18 protein-coding genes are annotated in these 19,297 nt (G+C 63.7%); 10 read left to right on the plus strand and 8 right to left on the minus strand.

Annotation, left to right across the window (positions count from 1 at the left end; translation table 11 throughout):
• Positions 1–7 precede the first annotated feature (7 nt).
• The 3 genes from NA645_RS14950 to NA645_RS14960 are packed head-to-tail and all read right to left on the minus strand — an operon-like array spanning position 8 to position 2,910.
• A complete protein-coding gene (locus tag NA645_RS14950) occupies positions 8–1,459 on the minus strand; it encodes an NAD(P)(+) transhydrogenase (Re/Si-specific) subunit beta (RefSeq protein WP_256049557.1) in 1,452 nt (483 codons plus the stop codon).
• Positions 1,456–1,776 (minus strand): NAD(P) transhydrogenase subunit alpha, encoded by a 321-nt coding sequence (locus NA645_RS14955; protein ID WP_256049558.1) that lies wholly within the window; start codon positions 1,774–1,776, stop codon positions 1,456–1,458. Before NA645_RS14955 ends, NA645_RS14950 begins: the two co-directional genes overlap by 4 nt.
• A gap of 12 nt (positions 1,777–1,788) precedes the next feature.
• Positions 1,789–2,910: a Re/Si-specific NAD(P)(+) transhydrogenase subunit alpha gene (locus tag NA645_RS14960; protein ID WP_256049559.1), complete on the minus strand. Its 1,122-nt coding sequence runs from the start codon at positions 2,908–2,910 to the stop codon at positions 1,789–1,791.
• Between the two features lie 325 nt (positions 2,911–3,235).
• On the opposite strand from NA645_RS14960, the gene NA645_RS14965 reads away from it, so the two are divergent.
• Complete coding sequence (locus tag NA645_RS14965) at positions 3,236–3,388, plus strand: hypothetical protein (protein WP_256049560.1); 153 nt, start codon at positions 3,236–3,238, stop codon at positions 3,386–3,388.
• Positions 3,389–3,468: 80 nt separating this feature from the next.
• Here NA645_RS14965 and NA645_RS14970 read toward each other — a convergent pair whose 3' ends face one another.
• The 4 genes from NA645_RS14970 to NA645_RS14985 form a co-directional block, all read right to left on the minus strand.
• Complete coding sequence (locus NA645_RS14970) at positions 3,469–3,885, minus strand: type II secretion system protein N (protein ID WP_256049561.1); 417 nt, start codon at positions 3,883–3,885, stop codon at positions 3,469–3,471.
• 76 nt (positions 3,886–3,961) lie between these two features.
• Entirely contained in the window at positions 3,962–6,733 is a 2,772-nt protein-coding gene (locus NA645_RS14975) for a M66 family metalloprotease (protein ID WP_256049562.1), read from the minus strand.
• Between the two features lie 92 nt (positions 6,734–6,825).
• Positions 6,826–9,093 (minus strand): type II secretion system secretin GspD, encoded by a 2,268-nt coding sequence (gene gspD, locus NA645_RS14980; RefSeq protein ID WP_336605268.1) that lies wholly within the window; start codon positions 9,091–9,093, stop codon positions 6,826–6,828.
• Positions 9,090–9,491, minus strand: a complete 402-nt coding sequence (locus tag NA645_RS14985) for a type II secretion system protein N (protein ID WP_256049563.1) — start codon at positions 9,489–9,491, stop codon at positions 9,090–9,092. Before NA645_RS14985 ends, gspD begins: the two co-directional genes overlap by 4 nt.
• A gap of 273 nt (positions 9,492–9,764) precedes the next feature.
• Here NA645_RS14985 and gspE point away from each other — a divergent pair, with 273 nt between their 5' ends.
• The 9 genes from gspE to NA645_RS15030 all read left to right on the plus strand — a co-directional run bounded on the left by gspE (position 9,765) and on the right by NA645_RS15030 (position 17,370).
• Positions 9,765–11,261 carry a type II secretion system ATPase GspE gene (gene gspE, locus NA645_RS14990; protein WP_181099294.1) on the plus strand — a complete coding sequence of 499 codons (1,497 nt, stop codon included), beginning with the start codon at positions 9,765–9,767 and terminating at the stop codon, positions 11,259–11,261.
• 93 nt (positions 11,262–11,354) lie between these two features.
• Positions 11,355–12,569 carry a GspF family T2SS innner membrane protein variant XcpS gene (xcpS, locus tag NA645_RS14995; RefSeq protein WP_256049564.1) on the plus strand — a complete coding sequence of 405 codons (1,215 nt, stop codon included), beginning with the start codon at positions 11,355–11,357 and terminating at the stop codon, positions 12,567–12,569.
• Positions 12,570–12,574: 5 nt separating this feature from the next.
• Positions 12,575–13,009, plus strand: coding sequence for a type II secretion system major pseudopilin GspG (gspG, locus tag NA645_RS15000; protein ID WP_256049565.1), 435 nt, complete (start codon positions 12,575–12,577; stop codon positions 13,007–13,009).
• Between the two features lie 3 nt (positions 13,010–13,012).
• Entirely contained in the window at positions 13,013–13,588 is a 576-nt protein-coding gene (gene gspH, locus NA645_RS15005) for a type II secretion system minor pseudopilin GspH (protein WP_256049566.1), read from the plus strand.
• Entirely contained in the window at positions 13,585–13,989 is a 405-nt protein-coding gene (gene gspI / locus NA645_RS15010; RefSeq protein ID WP_272892085.1) for a type II secretion system minor pseudopilin GspI, read from the plus strand. The genes gspH and gspI overlap by 4 nt, the downstream gene beginning before the upstream one ends.
• Complete coding sequence (gene gspJ / locus NA645_RS15015) at positions 13,989–14,693, plus strand: type II secretion system minor pseudopilin GspJ (RefSeq protein WP_256049567.1); 705 nt, start codon at positions 13,989–13,991, stop codon at positions 14,691–14,693. The genes gspI and gspJ overlap by 1 nt, the downstream gene beginning before the upstream one ends.
• On the plus strand, positions 14,690–15,715 hold the full coding sequence (gspK, locus tag NA645_RS15020) for a type II secretion system minor pseudopilin GspK (protein ID WP_256049568.1): 1,026 nt from the start codon (positions 14,690–14,692) through the stop codon (positions 15,713–15,715). The genes gspJ and gspK overlap by 4 nt, the downstream gene beginning before the upstream one ends.
• Positions 15,716–15,718: 3 nt before the next feature.
• Positions 15,719–16,861, plus strand: coding sequence for a type II secretion system protein GspL (gspL, locus tag NA645_RS15025; RefSeq protein WP_256049569.1), 1,143 nt, complete (start codon positions 15,719–15,721; stop codon positions 16,859–16,861).
• Positions 16,858–17,370 carry a type II secretion system protein M gene (locus NA645_RS15030; protein WP_256049570.1) on the plus strand — a complete coding sequence of 171 codons (513 nt, stop codon included), beginning with the start codon at positions 16,858–16,860 and terminating at the stop codon, positions 17,368–17,370. Before gspL ends, NA645_RS15030 begins: the two co-directional genes overlap by 4 nt.
• Before the next feature lie 320 nt (positions 17,371–17,690).
• Here NA645_RS15030 and NA645_RS15035 read toward each other — a convergent pair whose 3' ends face one another.
• Complete coding sequence (locus NA645_RS15035; protein ID WP_256049571.1) at positions 17,691–19,094, minus strand: aminoacyl-tRNA deacylase and HDOD domain-containing protein; 1,404 nt, start codon at positions 19,092–19,094, stop codon at positions 17,691–17,693.
• Between the last annotated feature and the right edge of the window lie 203 nt (positions 19,095–19,297).

Genomic DNA, 19,297 nt, shown 5'->3' on the forward strand with positions numbered 1-19,297 from the left:
GTATCGCTTATTCCACGGCTTTGACCATGTCTTCGACGACCTTCTTGGCATCGCCGAAGACCATCATGGTCTTGTCCATGTAGAACAGCTCGTTGTCGAGGCCCGCATAGCCGCTGGCCATGGAGCGCTTGTTGACGATGACCGTCTTGGCTTTGTACGCCTCGAGGATCGGCATGCCGGCGATGGGTGACTTGGGATCGTTCTTCGCCGCCGGGTTGACCACGTCGTTGGCGCCGAGCACCAGCACCACGTCAGCCTGGCCGAACTCGGAGTTGATGTCTTCCATCTCGTACACCATCTCGTACGGCACTTCGGCCTCGGCCAGCAGCACGTTCATGTGCCCGGGCATACGGCCCGCGACCGGGTGAATCGCGTACTTCACGGTCACGCCCATGTGGGTCAGCTTCTCGGCCAGTTCCATCAGCGCGTGCTGCGCGCGTGCCACCGCCAGGCCGTAGCCAGGGACGATGATCACGGTGTCGGCGTTCGACAGGAGGAAGGCGGCATCATCGCTGGAGCCGGATTTGACCGGACGCTGTTCTTTGCTCCCCGTCGCCGGGCCGGCATCGGCGTCGCCACCAAAGCCGCCGAGGATGACGTTGAAGAACGAGCGGTTCATCGCCTTGCACATGATGTAGGAGAGGATTGCGCCCGAAGAACCGACCAGCGAGCCGGCGATGATCAGCATCGAGTTGTTCAGCGAGAAGCCGATACCGGCCGCCGCCCAGCCCGAGTAGCTGTTGAGCATCGAGACCACCACCGGCATGTCGGCGCCGCCGATGGGGATGATGATCAGCACGCCGATCACGAAGGCCAGCGCCACCAGGATCATGAACGCGGTGAAGTTGCCGCTGAAGGTGTAGATCAGACCCAGCACCAGAATCGCCACGCCGACGGCGAGGTTAATCTTGTGCTGGTTGGCGAATACCACCGGCGCGCCCTGGAACAGGCGGAACTTGTATTTGCCCGACAGCTTGCCGAAGGCGATCACCGAACCGGAGAAGGTGATGGCGCCGATGGCTGCACCGAGGAACAGCTCCAGACGGTTACCGGCCGGGATCGGGTAGCCGATGGCCTGGACGATGCCCAGCGATTGCGGCTCCAGCACCGCGGCGATGGCGATGAACACCGCGGCCAGGCCGATCATGCTGTGCATGAAGGCGACCAGCTCGGGCATCTTGGTCATTTCGACGCGCTTGGCCATCAGCGTGCCGATGCTGCCGCCGATCAGCAGGCCGAGGACGATGAAGCCCAGGCCGCTCCAGGGGCTGGCGCTCTCGACCAGCTGCGCGCCGAGCTTGAACACCAGGAACACTGTGGTGACCACGGCGATGCCCATGCCGATCATGCCGAACAGGTTGCCGCGCCGCGAGGTGGTCGGGTGCGACAGGCCTTTGAGGGCCTGGATGAAGCTCACCGAAGCGATGAGGTAGAGCAGGGTGATCAGGTTCATGCTCATGGCTTGGACTCCACCTTGGCGCCAGCGCGCTCCTTCTTCTTGAACATCTCCAGCATGCGCCGGGTGACCAGGAAGCCACCGAAGACGTTGACCGCGGCCAGGGTCACGGCCAGGGTGCCCATCAGCTTGCCCATCGGGGTGACGGTCAGCGCGGCGGCGAGCATGGCGCCGACGATGACGATCGCCGAAATGGCGTTGGTGACCGCCATCAGCGGCGTGTGCAGCGCGGGGGTGACGTTCCAGACCACGTGGTAGCCGACGTAAATCGCCAGCACGAAGATGATCAGGTTGTAGATGCCATCAGAAATCATGTCCATGTTCAGGCTCCCTTAACCGTTGGTGCGCACGACTTGGCCGTCACGGCACATCAGGCACGCAGCGACGATGTCGTCTTCAAGATTGAGCTGGAACCGGGCTTCGCCATCGATTACCAGCTTGAGGAAGTCCAGCAGGTTGCGTGCGTATAGCGCCGAAGCATCCGCCGGCACGAGGGTCGCCAGGTTGGTGTAGCCAACCAGGGTCACGCCGTGCTTGACCACCACCTGATCGGCTTCGGTCAATGGACAGTTGCCGCCTTGGGAGGCGGCGAGGTCGATCACTACCGAGCCGGGCTTCATCTGCTGCACGGTTTCTTCCTGCAGCAGCGTCGGCGCCTTGCGACCCGGAATCAGTGCGGTGGTGATGATGATGTCGGCCTGCTTGGCACGCTCGTGCACGGCCTGGGCCTGACGTGTCATCCAGGACGCGGGCATTGGACGGGCATAGCCGCCGACGCCTTCGGCGCATTCACGCTCTTCGTCGGTCTCAAACGGCACGTCGACGAACTTGGCGCCAAGCGACTCGATCTGCTCCTTGACCGCCGGGCGAACGTCCGAGGCTTCGATGACGGCACCCAAGCGCTTGGCCGTGGCGATGGCTTGCAGGCCGGCAACACCGGCGCCGAGGATCAGCACCCGCGCGGCCTTCACCGTGCCGGCGGCGGTCATCAGCATCGGCATGAAGCGCGGATACTGGTTGGCAGCCACCATGACGGCCTTGTAGCCGGCGATGTTGGCCTGGGAAGAGAGCACGTCGAGGCTTTGCGCGCGCGAGGTACGCGGCGCGGCTTCCAGGGCGAAGGCGGCGATGCCGCGTTCAGCCATGCGTGCAATGTTTTCGTTGTCGAAGGGATTGAGCATGCCGACCAATACCGTACCGGGCTGCATCTGCGCCAGTTCGGTTTCGTTCGGTGCGTTCACCTTCAGCAGGATCTCTGCTGCGAACGCCGCAGCGGCATCGGCGATGGTTGCGCCTGCCGCTTCGAAGGCACTGTCCGGGATGCTGGCCTGTACGCCTGCACCGCTCTGCACAGTGACCTGATGCCCTTGGCCGATCAGCTTCTTGACGGTTTCCGGTGTCGCGGCGACGCGCGTTTCACCGGGCCTGGTTTCGAGAGGAACACCAATGTGCATTGTTCTTGTTCTCCTGCTTGATCGTAACCAGCAGCCCCGGCTCGGATGCCGACTATCGGCCGCTGGTGGTCTGTTCGTCCGGCCACTGCAAATGGCGACGGGCGTTCGTATCGGCTAACGGGCCTCTGCACTGCTGGTCCGGCCTGCCGCGGCGCAGCATTCTGCTATCGCCGAGAAAATCAAACAACTGTTTTAAATAAGTGATTGCTTTTGACGTAACGGTCAATGCATGACCATCAGTTCGTCGTGCACCGCTGCAGACGGCGCCACCCATGGCGTTACGGCTGACATGAGGTTGTAGCGCGGCGGCGCGGAAGGGCGAATCATGAATGACCCACCATTGACGCGGTATTCGTCATCGGTGCCGGGCATCTTCGACCGGGCGGAGGCGACGGTGTTCGCACGGCTTGCGATTAAAAGTTCTGTCAGCGTTGCGCTGAAAAACGCAGCCGTCGAAATTGTCGGACCTTGCCGCTGAACCCGTCGATGGTGCTTTCGTACTGCATTGCTATGCCGTTGTGCTTGGGAGTCGCCGGTCGTTCGAGACGGTTGCTGCGCTTACCTGAAGCAGACGCCGAGGCTTTGCAGTTCCTCGCGTTGTGCCTGGTCGAAGCGCGCCAGAGCGTTGCACGCATCGGCGTAAGGGGTGGAGGCAGGTTCGAGAGGCGTCGCGGCGAAGGATGTCTGCGAAGGCGGAGGCAGCGATTCCGTCGTGCTTTGCGTGCGACCGTGAAGAGTCAAATGGAATGTACGGCCATCGCGTGTCAAGAGAACGCGGTCATGAGCGATTGCCTGCAGCCGAAAACCGCCTGGTAGGAATTGGCCAATCCGTGCGGCCATGGGTTCCTGTTCCTGATTACTCACCAGGGCAGAGGAGCGGGCAGTATCGGAGCTGGCGAAGATAGCCAGGAGCTGCAGCTGCGAGGTCGCGTCGGCAACTGCAGGGCCAACCATGGTCAGCAGCGTCGCCAGCATCGCCGAGGTACGGAAAAAGGCAGGGAAGAATGGCATCTGGTTGTCGGCCCGGTCGCCTGGCGACCGGGCCGTTCACTCAGGGCTTGGCAGCCAGCCGCAGCAGCGGCTGCAGGTTGCGGTTCTGCAGCAGCGGCAGCAGCAGGTTGTCATTGGCGCTGATGCCTTGCCAGCGCTGGTTGGCGCCGCCCGTGCAGTTGTAGGTGATGAGCGTGCCGCGGCCTTCCGTCAGGAAGCCACTATTGAGGTCCAGGCAACGCGTCCCGCGCTTGATCTGCGGCAGGTCGGCGATGCTCCAGACCTGGGCGTCTGCGCCGATGCTGCATTCGCTCAGGCCGACCTCGTTGCTGCCACCGCGGTCGGTCAGGCACAGCTGAGGCTGCTGCGCGCTGCGAATGCGGCCGTTGGCGTCCACCAGCCAGGTCTCGCTGGCGCCGCCGCTGCATTGGGCCGCCGCGATGATGACCGGCTTGGTAACGCCGTCGACGCTCTCGGCCCTGAGGCAATTGTTGTTCACTGTCAAAGGTTGTGCCGACGGCAGCAGGGGTTCGCTGCGCAGCCCCAGTTGTTCGATGAGGCCGAGCAGCGCCTGTTCGGCCGCCTGATCGCCGGCCTGGAGTTGCGTCTGGTAGGCGTCCAACCAGCGATTCAGGCGCAGGCCCTTGTTCTGCAGATCGCGGTAGCGTTCCAGTTGCGCGCGGGCCGGGGCGGAGAGTCCCTCGGCCTGATCGGCCCAGCTGTCGTAGAGCACGTTGGCCTGGCCGCTGAGAGTGGGTACCGCCTGGTCCTGTAGTTTGAGCAGGGCCTGCTCAAACTCGGGCAGTTCGAGGCGGCGCAGCGCCTGGTAGCCGGCTTCGCGGCCGATGACCACCGGTGGCTCGATGGGTGGCAGGTCCTGCGGGAAAGCCACGCGGTGCAGCTCCTGTGCCGTCCCGCCGGTTGCCTGGCAATACAGGCTGGCCTGCTGCGGCTGCTCATCGGCGGCCACGTGTACGTGCAGCTTGTTGGCGTTGCTTTGCAGGCGATTAGGGGCCAGGGCGATGCGCTGGTTGCGTCCGCCGGCGTAGTCGACGCTCAGCCAGCATTGGGCTGCGGTGGCGTCGGCGGAGGGTTGTGGCAAGTCGAATACGTTACCCCAGTTGCTACGCGCCGGCGGGTACAGCAGGCCGACCATGTTCACCGGGTCGTAGCCGCCGAGCAGGGTGAAAACGGTGATGCCCTGGCGGCGAGGCTTGGGGAAATTGCCATCGGCACTGTTGTACCAGACCTGATTGGAGGTCGGCATTTTTGGCTGGAAGTCCTCCATCTGCCCAGTGGCGGCGTTCCATTTGCGATAGCCGGTGGGCGAGTCGGCGGCGAACACGGCCTTGTCGAGCGATGACTGGATTTTCAGGCTGGTGCTGTAGCCGGTGTAATGGGTATAGCGCGACAGGCTGCCGCCGGCCCAGCCGCCGGACATGGAGTCACGGTTGTAGTTGTACAGCTCCTTGTAGCGCAGGGGGTTTTCGGGATTGAAGTTGCCCCAATCTAGGTTGGCGCGCATGCGCTTGCGATAGCCGATGTAGCCCCAGCCGCTGTCGGCGTGGTGGCGGTCCCAGGTGTTTTTCGGTTCGACGTTCTGCCCTGGAAAATGGCCCAGTCCGTAGTGATGACCGATCTCGTGACTGAATTCGTTGCCCACCGAGTCGAGCAGCGTGAGCATGCCATTGCCGCCGCTCAGGCCGTGATTGCTCGGGCCGTTCTGGTAGACACCACGTGCATGGTGCACCACCACGGTCTGGGTGACCTGCGGCTGCTGCTGGCTCTGCATGCTAGAGCTGGTGACGCCCCAGTTGGCCAGGTTGATGCCGACACTGAAGGTGGACTTGGCGGTGTTCTCGCGCATGTCGCCGCCGTAGACGCCGCCCTCGCCGGCGCTGGCCGTGTCGTAGATGGTGCCATCGGAAACCATCACCCGGGACAGGATCACTTCGTCGTACTTGGCCACGGTAAGCCGCGAAAGCGGCACGGTCTGGAAGTAGTCGGTGCCGGCTCTGACCGGCTCCAGCAGCATGTAGTGCCCGTTGCTGCGCGGCGGCTCGGTGAGCATGCCCAGGCGCAGGTTGTTGACCACCAGTTCGGCCGGTGCGGCAATGTCGATGGCATCGCCCGCGAGTACGCCATTGCGACCGCGATCGTCGCCGATGGACAGGCTCATCCCCGGCTTGACCCAGTCCCAGGGCAGCACGGCGGACCAGGCACGCCGTGAATAGCGCACGTCGGGGCGCGCGTCGCTGGAGTTGCGATCGGCCTCGGGCAGCTCGTCGGGATGACGCAGGGCGATGGCGGGCATGGTCTGGCCGTCGACGCTCAGGCTCAAGGTCAGGCTCTGGACCTCGCCTTGGGCCGGATCGGGCGTCACCAGCAGCAGGGCTTCGCGCTCACTGGTGAGCATGGGCATCTTCTTCGCGGCATTGCCCGAAGGATCCACCGAATGGTTCTGGACGAACTGCACCATGGCGGGCAGATTGCCGCTCAGGTCGTTGCGCACGGCGCGTGGCTTGCCACTGGCGTCTATGTCGTAGAAGCCCTCGGCGTCGATTTCCTCGCGCACCGCGTCGGTGGGTTCGGGGAATCCGGGCGCAGGCACTGTGGTATCTCCGTCACCCGGCTGGGGTTGCGGATCGAGCGGCGGTACAACGGGCGGCTTCTCCGGCTCCGGCAGCGTCTCATCCGGCTGCGGCTCTTCAGGAGTACTGGTAGCCGGGGGCGTTTCGGTGTGGTTCGGTTTCTTGCTGCCGCCACCTTCATCGAGACAGCCAGACAAGGAGAGGGAAAGTAATGCCAATAGCAATAAGCGTTGATTTTTCATGCAGACACAAGCGAAGTGGAAAAATCCATTTTCAGCAATGCGTCAACTTTTTGTCGGACGTTTCTCGCAAAATTTTCAGACTTTTCTGCTACTTAGCTGCCATCTTGGCTGTTTGAGACGATGAAGGCGCCGTTTTGCGGCAGTTCTGGCGGAATAGTGTCAAGTGCCTGACGCGCAAGTTCTTTGCTTGGGTAATCGCCATAGGTCAACGAATACCATGGCCCGCCCTGCCTCTGGCCCTGGAGCAACCGCAGTGGCTGTTCAGGATGGCGTTCGACCAGCGCTCGCATCCGCTCAGAATCGCTGCCAGCGACCAGCTGGATGGTGTGGCTCTGGTGGGTTTCTGCGGGCTTGATGTCGATGATTGCCGGCGTGGGTGGCGCCAGTTGCAATGCCGGTTGCGGTGGTATCGCAAGCGCCCGAGGGGCTTCATCCGGTGCTGGCTGGCTGCGCAAGTCCAGCTCTGGCTGCGTGCCGCTTCGGTCGAAGAGCCTGCGCGGATCATCGGGCAGCGAACTGCCACTGAAGGCTTCGCGCCGGCTGAGTCCGTGCATCTCCTGGTATTTCCCCAGGCTGAGGTTGCTCAGCCCGGCGCCATCGCGGGTGACGCTCGGGCGGAGGAAGACCATCAGGTTGCGCTTGACCCGGCTGTCGCGGGTGGAGCGAAACAGGCGGCCCAGCAGCGGTATATCCCCGAGCAGCGGCACCTTGCTCATGCTCTGGGTGACGTCGTCCTGGATCAGGCCACCGAGCACGATCACCTGGCCATCGTCGGCGAGGATGGTGCTCTTGATGGAACGCTTGTTGGTGATCACGTCCGACACCTGGATGCCGGTGGGGGCATTTACCAGGGTCGAGATTTCCTGCTCGATCTCCAGGCGCAGGGTGGAGCCATCGTTGATGTGAGGGGTGATCTTCAGCGAGACGCCGATGTCCTCTCGCTCGATGGTGGTGAAGGGGTTGCTGGCGCCGTCGCTGGTGGTGGTATAGGAGCCGGTCTGGAAGGGCACGTTCTGGCCGACCAGAATCTCCGCCGGCTGGTTGTCCAGCGTTAGCAGTGTCGGCGTGGACAGCAGGTTGCTCTTGCCGGTGGACGAGAGCGCCGTGATCAAGGCGCCGAAGTTGTCGTTGCCAACACCCACGATGGCGCCGTTGGGCAGCGCGCTGGCGAGTCGGCTGGGGTCTTCCGAGCCGAGGGCACCGAGCAGGGTGCCGATGGAAAGCCCGGTGTTGCTGAAGTTGACGCCGCCGAGGCCGCCGTTCCGCCCGTCGATGGCCCACTGCACGCCTAGGGCTTCGCTGACGTCGCCGGACATTTCGATGATGGCCGCCTCCACCAGGACCTGCGCACGCGGTACGTCCAGCTGGCGTACCAGATTTTCAAGCTCGCCCAGCATGTCCGGTTCGGCGAGGATCACCAGGGCATTGAGGCTTTCGTCGGCACGGATCATGACCTGGCGCTGACGCGTGCTGCCGCTGGCATCCGGCTCGGTCATGCTTGTCGCCAGCTCGCCGAGCGTGTTGGCGAGGTTCTTGGCATCGCCGTAACGCAGGCGGATCACCCGGGTGTTCGACGAGCGCGAGGCGGGCGTGTCAAGGGACTGGACGAGCTGCAACAGCCGGGCACGCGCTTGCGGCGGTCCCAGCAGGATCAGCCGGTTGGCGCGATGGTCGGCGATCACCTGGATGGCGTCGGTCTGTCCGTGTTTCAACGAATCGCCAAGCACCTGCGCGGCATCGCGCACCCAGATATGGCGCAGCTCGTAGATGCTGTAGTCGCGCTGCTGGCGGCTATCGAGCTGACGCAGGACGTCTTCGATGCGGGCGATATTGGTCGGCCGGTCGCTGACGATCAGGCTATTGGCCGAAGGCACAGCGGCGAGATGCCCGTAACCGGCAACCAGCGGGCGGATCAGCGCCGCCAGTTCGCCGACCGAGCCATGCTGCACCTGCAGCACGCGTGTTTCCAGGTTGCCGCCGCTGCCGGCTTCCGCCTTGGCCTCGGCGTTGGGGACGATGGCGGTCTGCGCGCCCTGTGGCAGTACAGCGAAACCGTGAGTCGCCATCACCGAGAGGAACAGCTGATAAAGCTCGGCCAGACTCAGAGGCTCTTGAGCGATCACCGTCACCTGGCCCTTGACCCTGGGATCGACGACAAAGGTCTGGCCGCCGATGCTGGAAACCTGCTCGATGAAGTCACGGATGTCCGTGTCACGCATATTGATCGTCCAGCGCTCCTCGCTGCTTTCGGCAGCCGGATTTACCGCAATGGCCGGCGACGGAATGCAGATGGATGCCAGACAGCTGGCGGCGATCAGCCACGTCAGCAGCACCTTGTTCGTTCGCCTGGTCAGGCTCATGGCCGTTGCTCTCCCGGGACGCGACGCAGCCATACGCTTTGCAGCTGACCGGCATGCGCCAGCTGCACGTGATCATGGTGAATGGCCGACAGCCTCATCCCGGGCATTACTTCGTCTCCCTGAAGGAGGCGTCGAGGGCGATCGTTGTCCACAATGATCAAAGCACTGGAGCGGCTCGGGTCGGAATGCACGAAGCTGGCGCGCAGCCGTAAACGTTGTTCGTTGCGGGCAGCCTCGCTCTTTGCACCGAACAGGCGATCCATGGCCGGGTTCATATCTACAGAATGGCGTTCGGGAATCGCGACAGGAGCGGGAGCGAAGGCGGGTTGCGTCAGCCAGTCCCTTAATTCGAGAGCCTGCCAGGTGAAGCTGGCGATGGCTGCCAGTGCGATAGCCACCGGTGCCGCCCAGCGCAGAGCGGGCCATCTATTGGTCGGTGGGTATCTATCGAACGCTCGGGACGACACTGCTGACTCCGCTGATTCCGTTGGCGACGAGGAGGCATGGACGCCCCGTTCTAGGCGGCGCGAGGTTAAACAGAAGTTCCCCTACCCGCTCGGCGAGAATCCCGGACTGTGTGTGTTGTCACAGTTGGTATCGAGAATCGGACAGCATGCAATTTTTTCAGCAGAATTCTCGACTTTACCCAAGCTCCAATCAGGAAATTTTCTATGTTGCCCCCGTCCGCCGAAGGTAATCTGCTCCCCGCGCGTCTGCCCTTCGCCTTCGCTCGGCGCCATGGTGTGATCCTGCTGGACCGCCCCGAAGGCCTGCGTTTATGCGTGCGCGAGGGGGCGCCGTTGACTGCGCTTCAGGAAGCTCAGCGCGTGGCCGGTGGGCCATTGCCGATGCAATGGCTGACGCCAGAAGCGTTCGATCAGGCGCTCGGTGCCGCCTACCAGCACGACTCGTCGGCGGCGATGCTGATGGTCGAGGGGCTGGGTGACGAGATGGATCTGCACAGCCTGGCCGATCAGATCCAGGAAACCGAGGACCTGCTCGAACAGGAAGACGATGCGCCGATCATTCGCCTGATCAACGCCATCCTCGGCGAGGCGATCAAGGAAAACGCCTCGGATATTCACGTCGAAACCTTCGAGAAACGCTTGGTAATCCGCTTCCGCATCGACGGCATTCTCCGTGAAGTGGTGCAGCCCAAGCGCGAGTTGGCGGCATTGCTGGTGTCGCGGATCAAGGTCATGGCGCGGCTGGATATTGCTGAAAAGCGCATCCCCCAGGACGGCCGGATTTCCTTGCGCGTCGGTGGTCGCGAAGTGGACATCCGCGTCTCGACCCTGCCGTCGGCCAACGGCGAGCGGGTGGTGCTGCGTCTGCTCGACAAGCAGGCCGGTCGGCTGACCCTGCGTCATCTGGGCATGAGCGACCGGGACCGGCGGGTGATGGAGCAGGCGGTGCAGAAGCCCCACGGCATCATCCTCGTCACCGGCCCGACCGGCTCGGGAAAAACCACCACGCTTTACGCTAGCCTGGTCACGCTCAACGACCGCACGCGCAACATCCTCACCGTCGAGGATCCGATCGAATACAACCTCGAAGGCATCGGCCAGACCCAGGTCAACACCAAGGTCGACATGACCTTCGCCCGTGGTTTGCGCGCCATCCTGCGTCAGGACCCAGACGTGGTGATGGTTGGCGAAATCCGTGACCAGGAAACCGCCGACATGGCAGTGCAGGCCTCGCTGACCGGTCACCTGGTGCTCTCCACGCTGCACACCAACAGCGCCATTGGTGCGGTGACGCGACTGGTGGACATGGGCGTGGAGCCGTTCCTGATTTCCTCGTCGCTGCTCGGCGTGCTGGCCCAGCGCCTCGTACGGGTGCTGTGTAATGACTGCAAACGCGCCTATGTCGCCGATGAAGCCGAATGCGCACTGTTCGGTATCGACCCGAGCGAGGCGCCGACGCTGTATCACGCCGAGGGTTGCGACGTCTGCCGGCAGCTGGGCTACCGTGGACGGACCGGCATCTACGAGCTGGTGATGTTCGATGACACCCTGCGCAGCATGATCCACACCCGCGTAGCCGAGCAGGACATGCTTCGTCACGCGCGTCGGCTGGGCCCGAGCATCCGCGAAGACGGGCTGCGCAAGGTGCGCGAAGGCGTGACCACCATTGAAGAAGTGTTGCGCGTGACACGTGAGGAGTGAGATGAACGCCATTGACCGGCAGGCGCCGTACAGGCATGCAAGCGGATCGGGTTTATGTGGAACCGATAGCCGGCTTGCCGGAGATGCTGCCTGATGGCCGCCTTCGAGTACCTGGCGCTCGACCCACGCGGTCGCGAGCAGAAAGGCCTGATTGAAGCCGACAGCCCGCGCCAAGCGCGTCAGCTGTTGCGTGAAAAACAGTGGTCGCCGCTGGAGGTCAAGCAGGCCAAGGCCAAGGAAGATACCGGTGGCGGTGGGTTCGCTTTCGGTCGGGGGCTGTCGGCTCGCGACCTGGCCTTGGTGACACGCCAGCTCGCCACCCTGGTCCAGGCTGCGCTGCCCATCGAAGAGGCGCTACGTGCGGCGGCGGCACAATCGACGTCGCAGAAGATCAAGTCGATGTTGCTGGCGGTCCGCGCCCGGGTGATGGAAGGGCATAGCCTGGCGGGATCGCTGCGCGAATATCCGTCGGCGTTTCCCGAGCTGTACCGCGCCACCGTCGCGGCCGGCGAGCATGCCGGGCATCTGGGGCTGGTGCTCGATCAACTGGCCGACTACACCGACCAGCGCCAGCAGTCGCGGCAGAAGATTCAGCTGGCACTGTTATATCCCGTGATCCTGCTAGTGGCCTCGCTGGCCATTGTGGTGTTGCTGCTGGGTTACGTGGTGCCCGATGTGGTCAAGGTCTTCGTCAACACCGGGCAGGAACTACCGGCGCTGACTACCGGGCTGATCGCCGTGAGCGAGGCGGTGCAGCGCTGGGGCTGGCTGATGTTCGTGGGGATCGTCGTGGCCGCGATCGGCATGCGGCAGGCGTTGCGCGATGAAAAGATCAAGCGCCGCTGGCACGCCGTGATCCTGCGCATTCCTCTGATCGGGCGACTGGCGCGGGCGACCAACACCGCGCGTTTCGCCTCGACTTTGGCGATCCTCACCCGCAGCGGCGTGCCGTTGGTGGATGCGTTGGGCATTGCTGCGGCGGTCATCGCCAACCTGCGTATCCGCGACAAGGTCATCGAGGCGGCGCAGCGCGTGCGTGAAGGCGGCAGTCTGACCCGCGCGCTGGACGCGACAAACGAGTTTCCGCCGATGATGCTGCACATGATTGCCAGCGGCGAGAAATCCGGTGAGCTCGATCAGATGCTCGCCCGCACTGCGCGCAATCAGGAAAACGACCTGGCCGCGCAGATCTCGTTGCTGGTAGGTCTTTTCGAACCCTTCATGCTGGTATTCATGGGGGCCGTGGTGTTGGTGATCGTCCTGGCGATCCTGCTGCCGATCCTTTCTCTCAATCAACTGGTGGGCTAGTGAGCATGACGTTGAACGAACGCAAGCAGAGGGGCTTTACCCTCATCGAAATCATGGTGGTGGTGGTGATCCTCGGGATTCTCGCCGCGCTGGTGGTGCCACAGGTGATGAACCGTCCGGATCAGGCCAAGGTGACCGTGGCCAAGGGCGACATCAAGGCGATCGGCGCCGCCCTCGACATGTACAAGCTGGACAACTACTCCTATCCCAGCACCCAGCAGGGCCTCGATGCGCTGGTGGAAAAGCCCGGCGGCAATCCGCAGCCCAAGAACTGGAACCGCGACGGCTACCTCAAGCGCGTGCCCAAGGATCCATGGGGCAACGATTACCAGTATCTGTCGCCGGGCACCCAAGGCCAGTTCGACCTGTATTCCTACGGCGCCGACGGCAAGCAGGGCGGCTCCGAGCTGAACGCGGACATCGGTAACTGGGACCTCTGATCCATGCATCGAGCGCGCCGGGAGGGCGGCTTTACGCTGATCGAGTTGCTGGTGGTGATCGTCATCCTGGGCGGCCTGGTGGGGCTGGCGGTGCTCTCGATCGGCGGTACCAACTCATCGCGCGAGATTCGCGACGAAGCGCAACGCCTGGCGACGCTGATCGGCCTGATGGCCGACGAGGCCGTGCTCGACAGCCGCGAGTACGGGCTGTTGTTCAGCCGCGACGGTTACCGGGTGATGCACTACGACGAGGCCGAAGCACGCTGGCTCGATGCCGGCGACGGCCAGGCGCACCGGGCGCCGGAGTGGATGCGTCTGGAACTCGAACTCGAAGGCTCGCCGCTGAAGCTGGTAGCACCAGTCAAGCGTGAGGATGATCCTATCGGCCTGTCCGATGACGAGGATCGTGAGCGCCGCAGCGCGCCGCGCGTGCAGCCGCAATTGCTGATCCTCTCGAGCGGCGAGCTTTCGCCCTTCACCCTGACCTTCTCCGACGAAAGACCGGGCGGTACCGGCTGGACTGTGTCCAGCGATGGCTTTCGCATGCCCCGCGCCGAACCGCTGGAAGAGCGCCGATGAGCAACGGCCTGCCGCGAGCGTGGGGGTTCACCCTGCTGGAAGTACTGGTTGCACTGGCGATTTTCGCCCTCGTCGCAGCCGTGGTATTGACCGCCGCCGGGCGTAGCGTGAGCAATGCCGGACGACTGGAAGCGCTGACACTGGCGGGCTGGATCGCCGATAACCGCCTCACCGAATTGCAACTGCAACAGCCGGCCCCGAGCATTGGCCGTGAAGACTGGGCGCTGGAGTTCGCTGGCCGCCAGTGGCAGACCCTCAGCGAAGTGGAATCCAGCGGAACGCCTGGGTTGTTGCGCATCCGCGTCTGGGTGGCAGCTGCCGAATCGCGTCGCGGCAACGCGGCTTCGATAGAGCGTCGGGCCGTCACCAGCCTGACCGGCTTTGTCGGGGTCGATCAGTGATGCGTCGTGCCGTAGCGGGCTTCACTCTGCTTGAACTGTTGATCGCCATCGCGCTGTTCGCGCTGCTGGGGCTGGCGACCTATCGCATGCTCGAAGCCGTGTTGCGCAGCGATGAGGTGGTGCGCGCCCAGGAAACCCAGTTGCGCCAGCTTGGTCGCGCCGTGTGGCGCCTCGAACAGGACCTGATACAGGCCGTGCCGCGACCGGTGCGCGATGGCTACGGTGACGAGCAGAATTCCCTGATCGGTCAACTGTCGAGCTTCGAGGGCGGCGCCGCCCTGGAACTGACCCGCAGCGGTTGGCGCAATCCCACCGGGCTGCTTCGCTCGAATCTTCAACGGGTTCGCTGGCGCCTCAGTGGCGACAGCCTGGAACGGCTCTACTGGACCGTGCTCGACCGTGATCTGGACAGCGAACCGCGCGTGCAACGGGTGCTGGACGATGTCACCGAGCTGCGCCTGCGTTATCTCGACGCTGAAAACAGCTGGCACGAGGAATGGCCGCCGTTCGACTTCGGCCGCGGTAATCCGGAAGAGCAGGCGCGACGCTTGCCGGTTGCGGTGGAGGTCTCGTTCGAGCACCTGCGTTACGGCACCATTACCCGGCTGCTGCGCCTGCCCGATGGCCCAACACCGGCGCCGCAGTTCATCCAGCCGGATTCCCAGGGTGTTCCCGAACCGGGCGGCGAAGGAGAGATGCAATGAAAGCCCAGCGCGGTGTCGCGCTGATTACCGTGCTGTTGGTCGTCGCCATCGTCACGGTGGTCTGCGCCGGCATGATCGCTCGCCAGCAGCTGTCGATTCGCGGCACCGCCAACCAGGCGCAGGCGCGCCAGGCCTGGCATTACGGGCTGGGTGGCGAAGCGCTCGCGCAATCGATATTGCGCCGCGATCTGCGCGCCTCCAGCGCCGGGACTGGCACTGGAATCGATAATGGCACCGAAAATGGCAATGGCGCCGGGCAGTCGGCTGTCGACCACCTGCTCGAACCCTGGGCTTTGCCGCAGCCGGCCTACGATCTCGACGAAGGCCAGGGTCAGGTGCAGATCCGCATTGAGGATCTGGCCGGGCGTTTCAACCTCAACAGTCTGGTACAGGATCAACAGCAGAATGCGGCGGCGCTGGCGCAGTTCCGTCGCCTGCTGCTGCGCCTGCAAATCACCGAGCCCTATGCCGAGCGGCTACTGGACTGGCTGGACAGCGACCAGCAACCCAGCGGCGAGCTGGGCGCGGAGGACAACGCCTATCTGCTGCTCGACCCGCCCTACCGCACTGCCGGGAGTCGTATGGAGGACTTGTCCGAGCTGCGCTTGCTGCTCGATATGCGCGACGAAGACTTCCAGCGGTTGGCGCCCTATGTCACCGCGCTGCCGGCCGACACCCCGTTGAACGTCAATACCGCCAGCGCCATGGTGCTGTCGAGCCTTGCCGACAGCTTCAGCCTGAGTGCCGCCGAGGCGCTGGTCCAGGTGCGGCAGGCTGGCGGGTTTCGTGATGTTGCGAGTTTCACGGCGCAACCGGCGCTTGGCGGTGTCCAACTTGAGGGCATCCGTCTGGCGGTGGCGAGTCAATACTTCCAGGCCACCAGCGAAGTGCGGCTGGCCGATCGGCGGATGGCCCTGGTGAGCCGTCTGCGGCGCGAGGAAAACGGCGATGTCCGCGTCCTTCAGCGCAACCTGGGGCAGCCGCCACGGCTGCCTCGTCAAACCAACGATGGAGAGCGATAGCTGATGGATTGCCTGTTTCTGCCCGCCGACTGCGGCGCTCGGCTCGCCAGCGATACCCAGGTCTACTGGTTGCCGGGCGACGGCGAAGGCGGCTGGATGCCGCTCGCCCGATGCGCCGAGCAGACGCCGGCCGCGGTGACGCTGGTGCTGCCGGCCGAGGTCTGCAGCTATTTCGCGGTCAATCTGCCGACGCGCAAGGCACGCTGGATCAGCCAGGCGCTGGCCTATGCGGTCGAAGAACTGCTGGCCGAGAATGTCGACGATCTGCACCTGACCCATGGCGATGCGCTGGAAGACGGCCGCCGGCGGGTCATCGCGATTCGTCGGCAGCTGCTGGCCGACTGGCTGGATGATCTGCGGGCGCTGGGGCTGACCATCGTCGCCATTCACGTCGATGCCGATCTGCTGCCCCGTGACGATACCCAACTGCTGTTCATCGGCGAGCGTGCGCTATTGGGCGGCGCGCCGGAGGCGAGGCTGGCATTCGAAAGCAATCAGTGGCCGCATCTGGCGGCCCAATGCCCGGCACCTCGTCATGCGCATGGCAACCTTGCCGAAGTCCCCGAGCCGCTCGACGACTATATCCGCGTGGACGATCCCTACCGCTTCCTCGCTTCAGGTCGCGCTGCCGCGCTGAACCTGGCGCAGGGCGACTTCGCCATGCAGACCGCAGGCAGCGGGCTGGGGCAATGGAAACCGGCGCTGATCGTGCTCGCGCTGGTGCTCGTGGTGCAGCTGGTCTTCAATCTGGCGCAGGCCTGGTCGCTGGAGCGCCAGGCCGATCGTTACGCCGACGCCAGCCGCGCGCTGTACACCGAGCTGTTTCCCGAGGACCTGCGCATCGTCAACCTGCGCGCGCAGTTCGACGAGCACATCGGTCAGAGCTCCGGTACCTCGGCCGAATTCATGCGGCTGCTCAACGAAGTGGCGCTGGCCATGGCCGAGGGCGTTCCGGTGTCTATCAGCCAGTTGGATTACAACCAGGCCCGCGGCGATCTGGCCCTGCAGGTCCGCGCCAGCGATTTCGCGGCGCTGGAACAGCTGCGCCAGCGCTTGGGCCAGACCGGCGAACCTGTCCAGCTGGGCTCGGCCAGCCGTGACGGCGACGCCGTCAGTGCGCGTGTGGTGATTGGAGGTCGGGGATGAACCTGAAACAACAGATGCAGGTACGTCTGGCCGAGTCGCCGCTGTGGTTGCGCTGGCAGCGCTTGCAGCCACGCGAACGCCTGTCGTTGACCTTGCTCGGCTCTTTTCTGTTGGTAGTGATGTTCTACCTGTTGCTCTGGCAACCAGCGCAACAGCGGGTGCAGGACGCCCGAGCGTATTTTCAGCAGGAGCGTGAATTGCATGCCTACCTGGAGCAGAACACCGAACTGGCCCGGCAGATGTCACGCAGCAATCCGGTCTCGCTGGCGCCGGAGCAGCTGCAAGGACTGGTAACCCAGAGCGCCCAGCAGAGCGGTCTGGTCATCGAGAGCTTTGACATCGGTAATGACGGTAGCTTGCAAGTGACGCTGCCTGGCGCGTCCTATGCCAGCCTGCTGCGCTGGTTCGACGAGTTGCAGGCCGCAGGCGCAAGTCTGGTGGAGGTGAGTATCAGCCAGGTCGGCGACGGCTTGGTGGATGCTCGGGCGAGCTTCCGCGCCAACGGTTAATGGACTGTTTGGCTAATTTTATACAAGCCGACTTCTGTAGGAGCCAGGGGGACGCCGAGTCCTTGCTGGCGAAGCGCTTCATAAACCCAATGCTACTGCCCTTGGTTCGCGAGCAAGCTCGCTCCTACGAAAAGCGCGTGACCTCGGCGAAGTCTTAGCGACGGCCTCAACCCTATGGGGATCTGTGGCGTTTGTTGCAGGAACAAGCTGACGTGCCGAAGCGCCTGGCGCAGGACAGCGTGCAGCTGATTAACCAAACAGGCCTTGGTTGCATGGCAGCGCCAGGACAGCACCGTGGTCGGTGCTGCCTTGTCATTGGATCAATGCGGCGGCTGGAGCTGCATCGCCAGCGCGCGCAAGGCGACTTCGGCATCCAATACTTTGGTCACCACATCGTTGGCCTTCTCGCGACTTAGGCCGAGGCGATCGAACAGCTCTTGTGGAATTTCGCTGTAGGCGCCGGAGCCGATACCGCGATTGCGCAACAGGCGTATCGCCAGACAGACCAAATTGGCATGGGCGGCATGCTCGCCCTGGTAGTGCGGGTCGTGCTGGAAGCGCAGTGCAGTGGACAGCTCGTCCGGCATGCCCCAGTAGCGCATCAACCAGGCGCCGATCTGCTCGCGGGTGATGCCCAGCAAATGCTTTTCGATGACGCTGTGGCTCAGGTGCGGGTTGACCTCCAGATGCCGGCAGATCAACGAGAAATGTGGCGGAAACACATGCGCCAGCACCAGATAACCGAAGTTGTGCAGCAGCCCGGCTAGGTAGCTGATACCCGCTTCCGGCCGCTGGACGCGGGGAATCGCGCGGTTCAGACCTTCGATCACCGCCGCGGTGTAAATCGCCTGTTGCCAGTAGGGTGTCGCCTGCTGCGGCTGATCCTTGGGTAGGCTCAGGGTCTTGCCCAGCGCCAGACCCAGCGCCAGATTGATCACCAGATCGAAGCCGAGCACCCGCACGATGGCATCTTCCACCGAACGGATCTTGCCGGGCGCGGCGTAGTACGGCGAGGCGGCCCAGCTGACTACTTGCGCGGCCAGCGCGGGGTCGGTCTCGACCACGCCAGTGATGTCATCTACCGTGGCGTCGGGATCGACGCGCAGTTTGATGATCTTTTGCGCCGTTTGCGCCAAGGGTGGAATTTCGATCGTTTCTTCAAGGCGCTTCTGGATGCGCCGGGCTGTGAAGCTCTGCACCGCCTGGGTGATTTCGGCGCTGTCTTGTTCAGGACGGTCGAGGTTGGGTTGGATCTCGCTCAGCGGGACGGCGAACCGGCCTGCGCTGGCCTTGCTGAGCAGCTGCTTGAAGTCACCGCTGGACAACGCCAGAAGCAACCCGGGCTGTCCCGACTCGATCATCAGCTCCGGCTGCTCGAGCAATCGTTCCTCGTACAGGCAGGGCGAACTGGTCAGCGGCGGCAGGCCAGGCAATACCTGCAGATCGTGCTTGGACAGCATGCGGGTCAACCGCTCGGGTTTGACCGCGACCAGTTGGCGCCCGGTCAGCTCCACCAGCCTCGGCAGATCGAGCAAATGATCGCGGGGATAGAGCACCAGCAACGCGCCGATGGCGTCGTCGACCAATATGGCCTGCACGCGCCGAGCCGGGTCCAGATCGGAGCGGTCCTCACAGGTGCGGTAAGGCAACGCCAGCTTGTCGAGAAGCTGGATGATCATTGGCGGAAGCGAGATTTGTGTTGTTGTGTCGACAGCCGAGTTCATGAGCAAGTGATCCGTCTTATTCCCATGCGGCGCAGTATAGCCCTAGGGTTTGAGGGTCTGTTCCCGTTTCGTCGCAAGCCGCGTTGCTGCGCCAAATCTCGCCAGGCAAGGCGCGGGATGCAGGTAATGGTTGTTCCCTTGCCAAGTCCCGCAACGCCGCATGGCGAGATTTGACGCGCAACCCTTCGGGCCGGGCCTGTTTT

Origin of the sequence: Stutzerimonas stutzeri (assembly GCF_024448955.1) — a bacterium.
GTDB classification, from domain to species: domain Bacteria; phylum Pseudomonadota; class Gammaproteobacteria; order Pseudomonadales; family Pseudomonadaceae; genus Stutzerimonas; species Stutzerimonas stutzeri_AQ.

What these genes read in the sequence shown, in the direction of transcription:
- NA645_RS15030 (WP_256049570.1), top strand. Translation starts at nt 16,858, where the DNA reads ATGAACCTGAAACAACAGATGCAGGTACGTCTGGCCGAGTCGCCGCTG.
- gspJ (WP_256049567.1), top strand. Translation starts at nt 13,989, where the DNA reads ATGCGTCGTGCCGTAGCGGGCTTCACTCTGCTTGAACTGTTGATCGCC.
- gspE (WP_181099294.1), top strand. Translation starts at nt 9,765, where the DNA reads ATGTTGCCCCCGTCCGCCGAAGGTAATCTGCTCCCCGCGCGTCTGCCC.
- NA645_RS15035 (WP_256049571.1), bottom strand. Translation starts at nt 19,094, where the DNA reads ATGAACTCGGCTGTCGACACAACAACACAAATCTCGCTTCCGCCAATG.
- xcpS (WP_256049564.1), top strand. Translation starts at nt 11,355, where the DNA reads ATGGCCGCCTTCGAGTACCTGGCGCTCGACCCACGCGGTCGCGAGCAG.
- gspI (WP_272892085.1), top strand. Translation starts at nt 13,585, where the DNA reads ATGAGCAACGGCCTGCCGCGAGCGTGGGGGTTCACCCTGCTGGAAGTA.
- gspG (WP_256049565.1), top strand. Translation starts at nt 12,575, where the DNA reads ATGACGTTGAACGAACGCAAGCAGAGGGGCTTTACCCTCATCGAAATC.
- NA645_RS14975 (WP_256049562.1), bottom strand. Translation starts at nt 6,733, where the DNA reads ATGAAAAATCAACGCTTATTGCTATTGGCATTACTTTCCCTCTCCTTG.
- NA645_RS14955 (WP_256049558.1), bottom strand. Translation starts at nt 1,776, where the DNA reads ATGGACATGATTTCTGATGGCATCTACAACCTGATCATCTTCGTGCTG.
- gspD (WP_336605268.1), bottom strand. Translation starts at nt 9,093, where the DNA reads ATGAGCCTGACCAGGCGAACGAACAAGGTGCTGCTGACGTGGCTGATC.
- NA645_RS14960 (WP_256049559.1), bottom strand. Translation starts at nt 2,910, where the DNA reads ATGCACATTGGTGTTCCTCTCGAAACCAGGCCCGGTGAAACGCGCGTC.
- NA645_RS14965 (WP_256049560.1), top strand. Translation starts at nt 3,236, where the DNA reads ATGAATGACCCACCATTGACGCGGTATTCGTCATCGGTGCCGGGCATC.
- gspH (WP_256049566.1), top strand. Translation starts at nt 13,013, where the DNA reads ATGCATCGAGCGCGCCGGGAGGGCGGCTTTACGCTGATCGAGTTGCTG.
- gspK (WP_256049568.1), top strand. Translation starts at nt 14,690, where the DNA reads ATGAAAGCCCAGCGCGGTGTCGCGCTGATTACCGTGCTGTTGGTCGTC.
- NA645_RS14970 (WP_256049561.1), bottom strand. Translation starts at nt 3,885, where the DNA reads ATGCTGGCGACGCTGCTGACCATGGTTGGCCCTGCAGTTGCCGACGCG.
- gspL (WP_256049569.1), top strand. Translation starts at nt 15,719, where the DNA reads ATGGATTGCCTGTTTCTGCCCGCCGACTGCGGCGCTCGGCTCGCCAGC.
- NA645_RS14950 (WP_256049557.1), bottom strand. Translation starts at nt 1,459, where the DNA reads ATGAGCATGAACCTGATCACCCTGCTCTACCTCATCGCTTCGGTGAGC.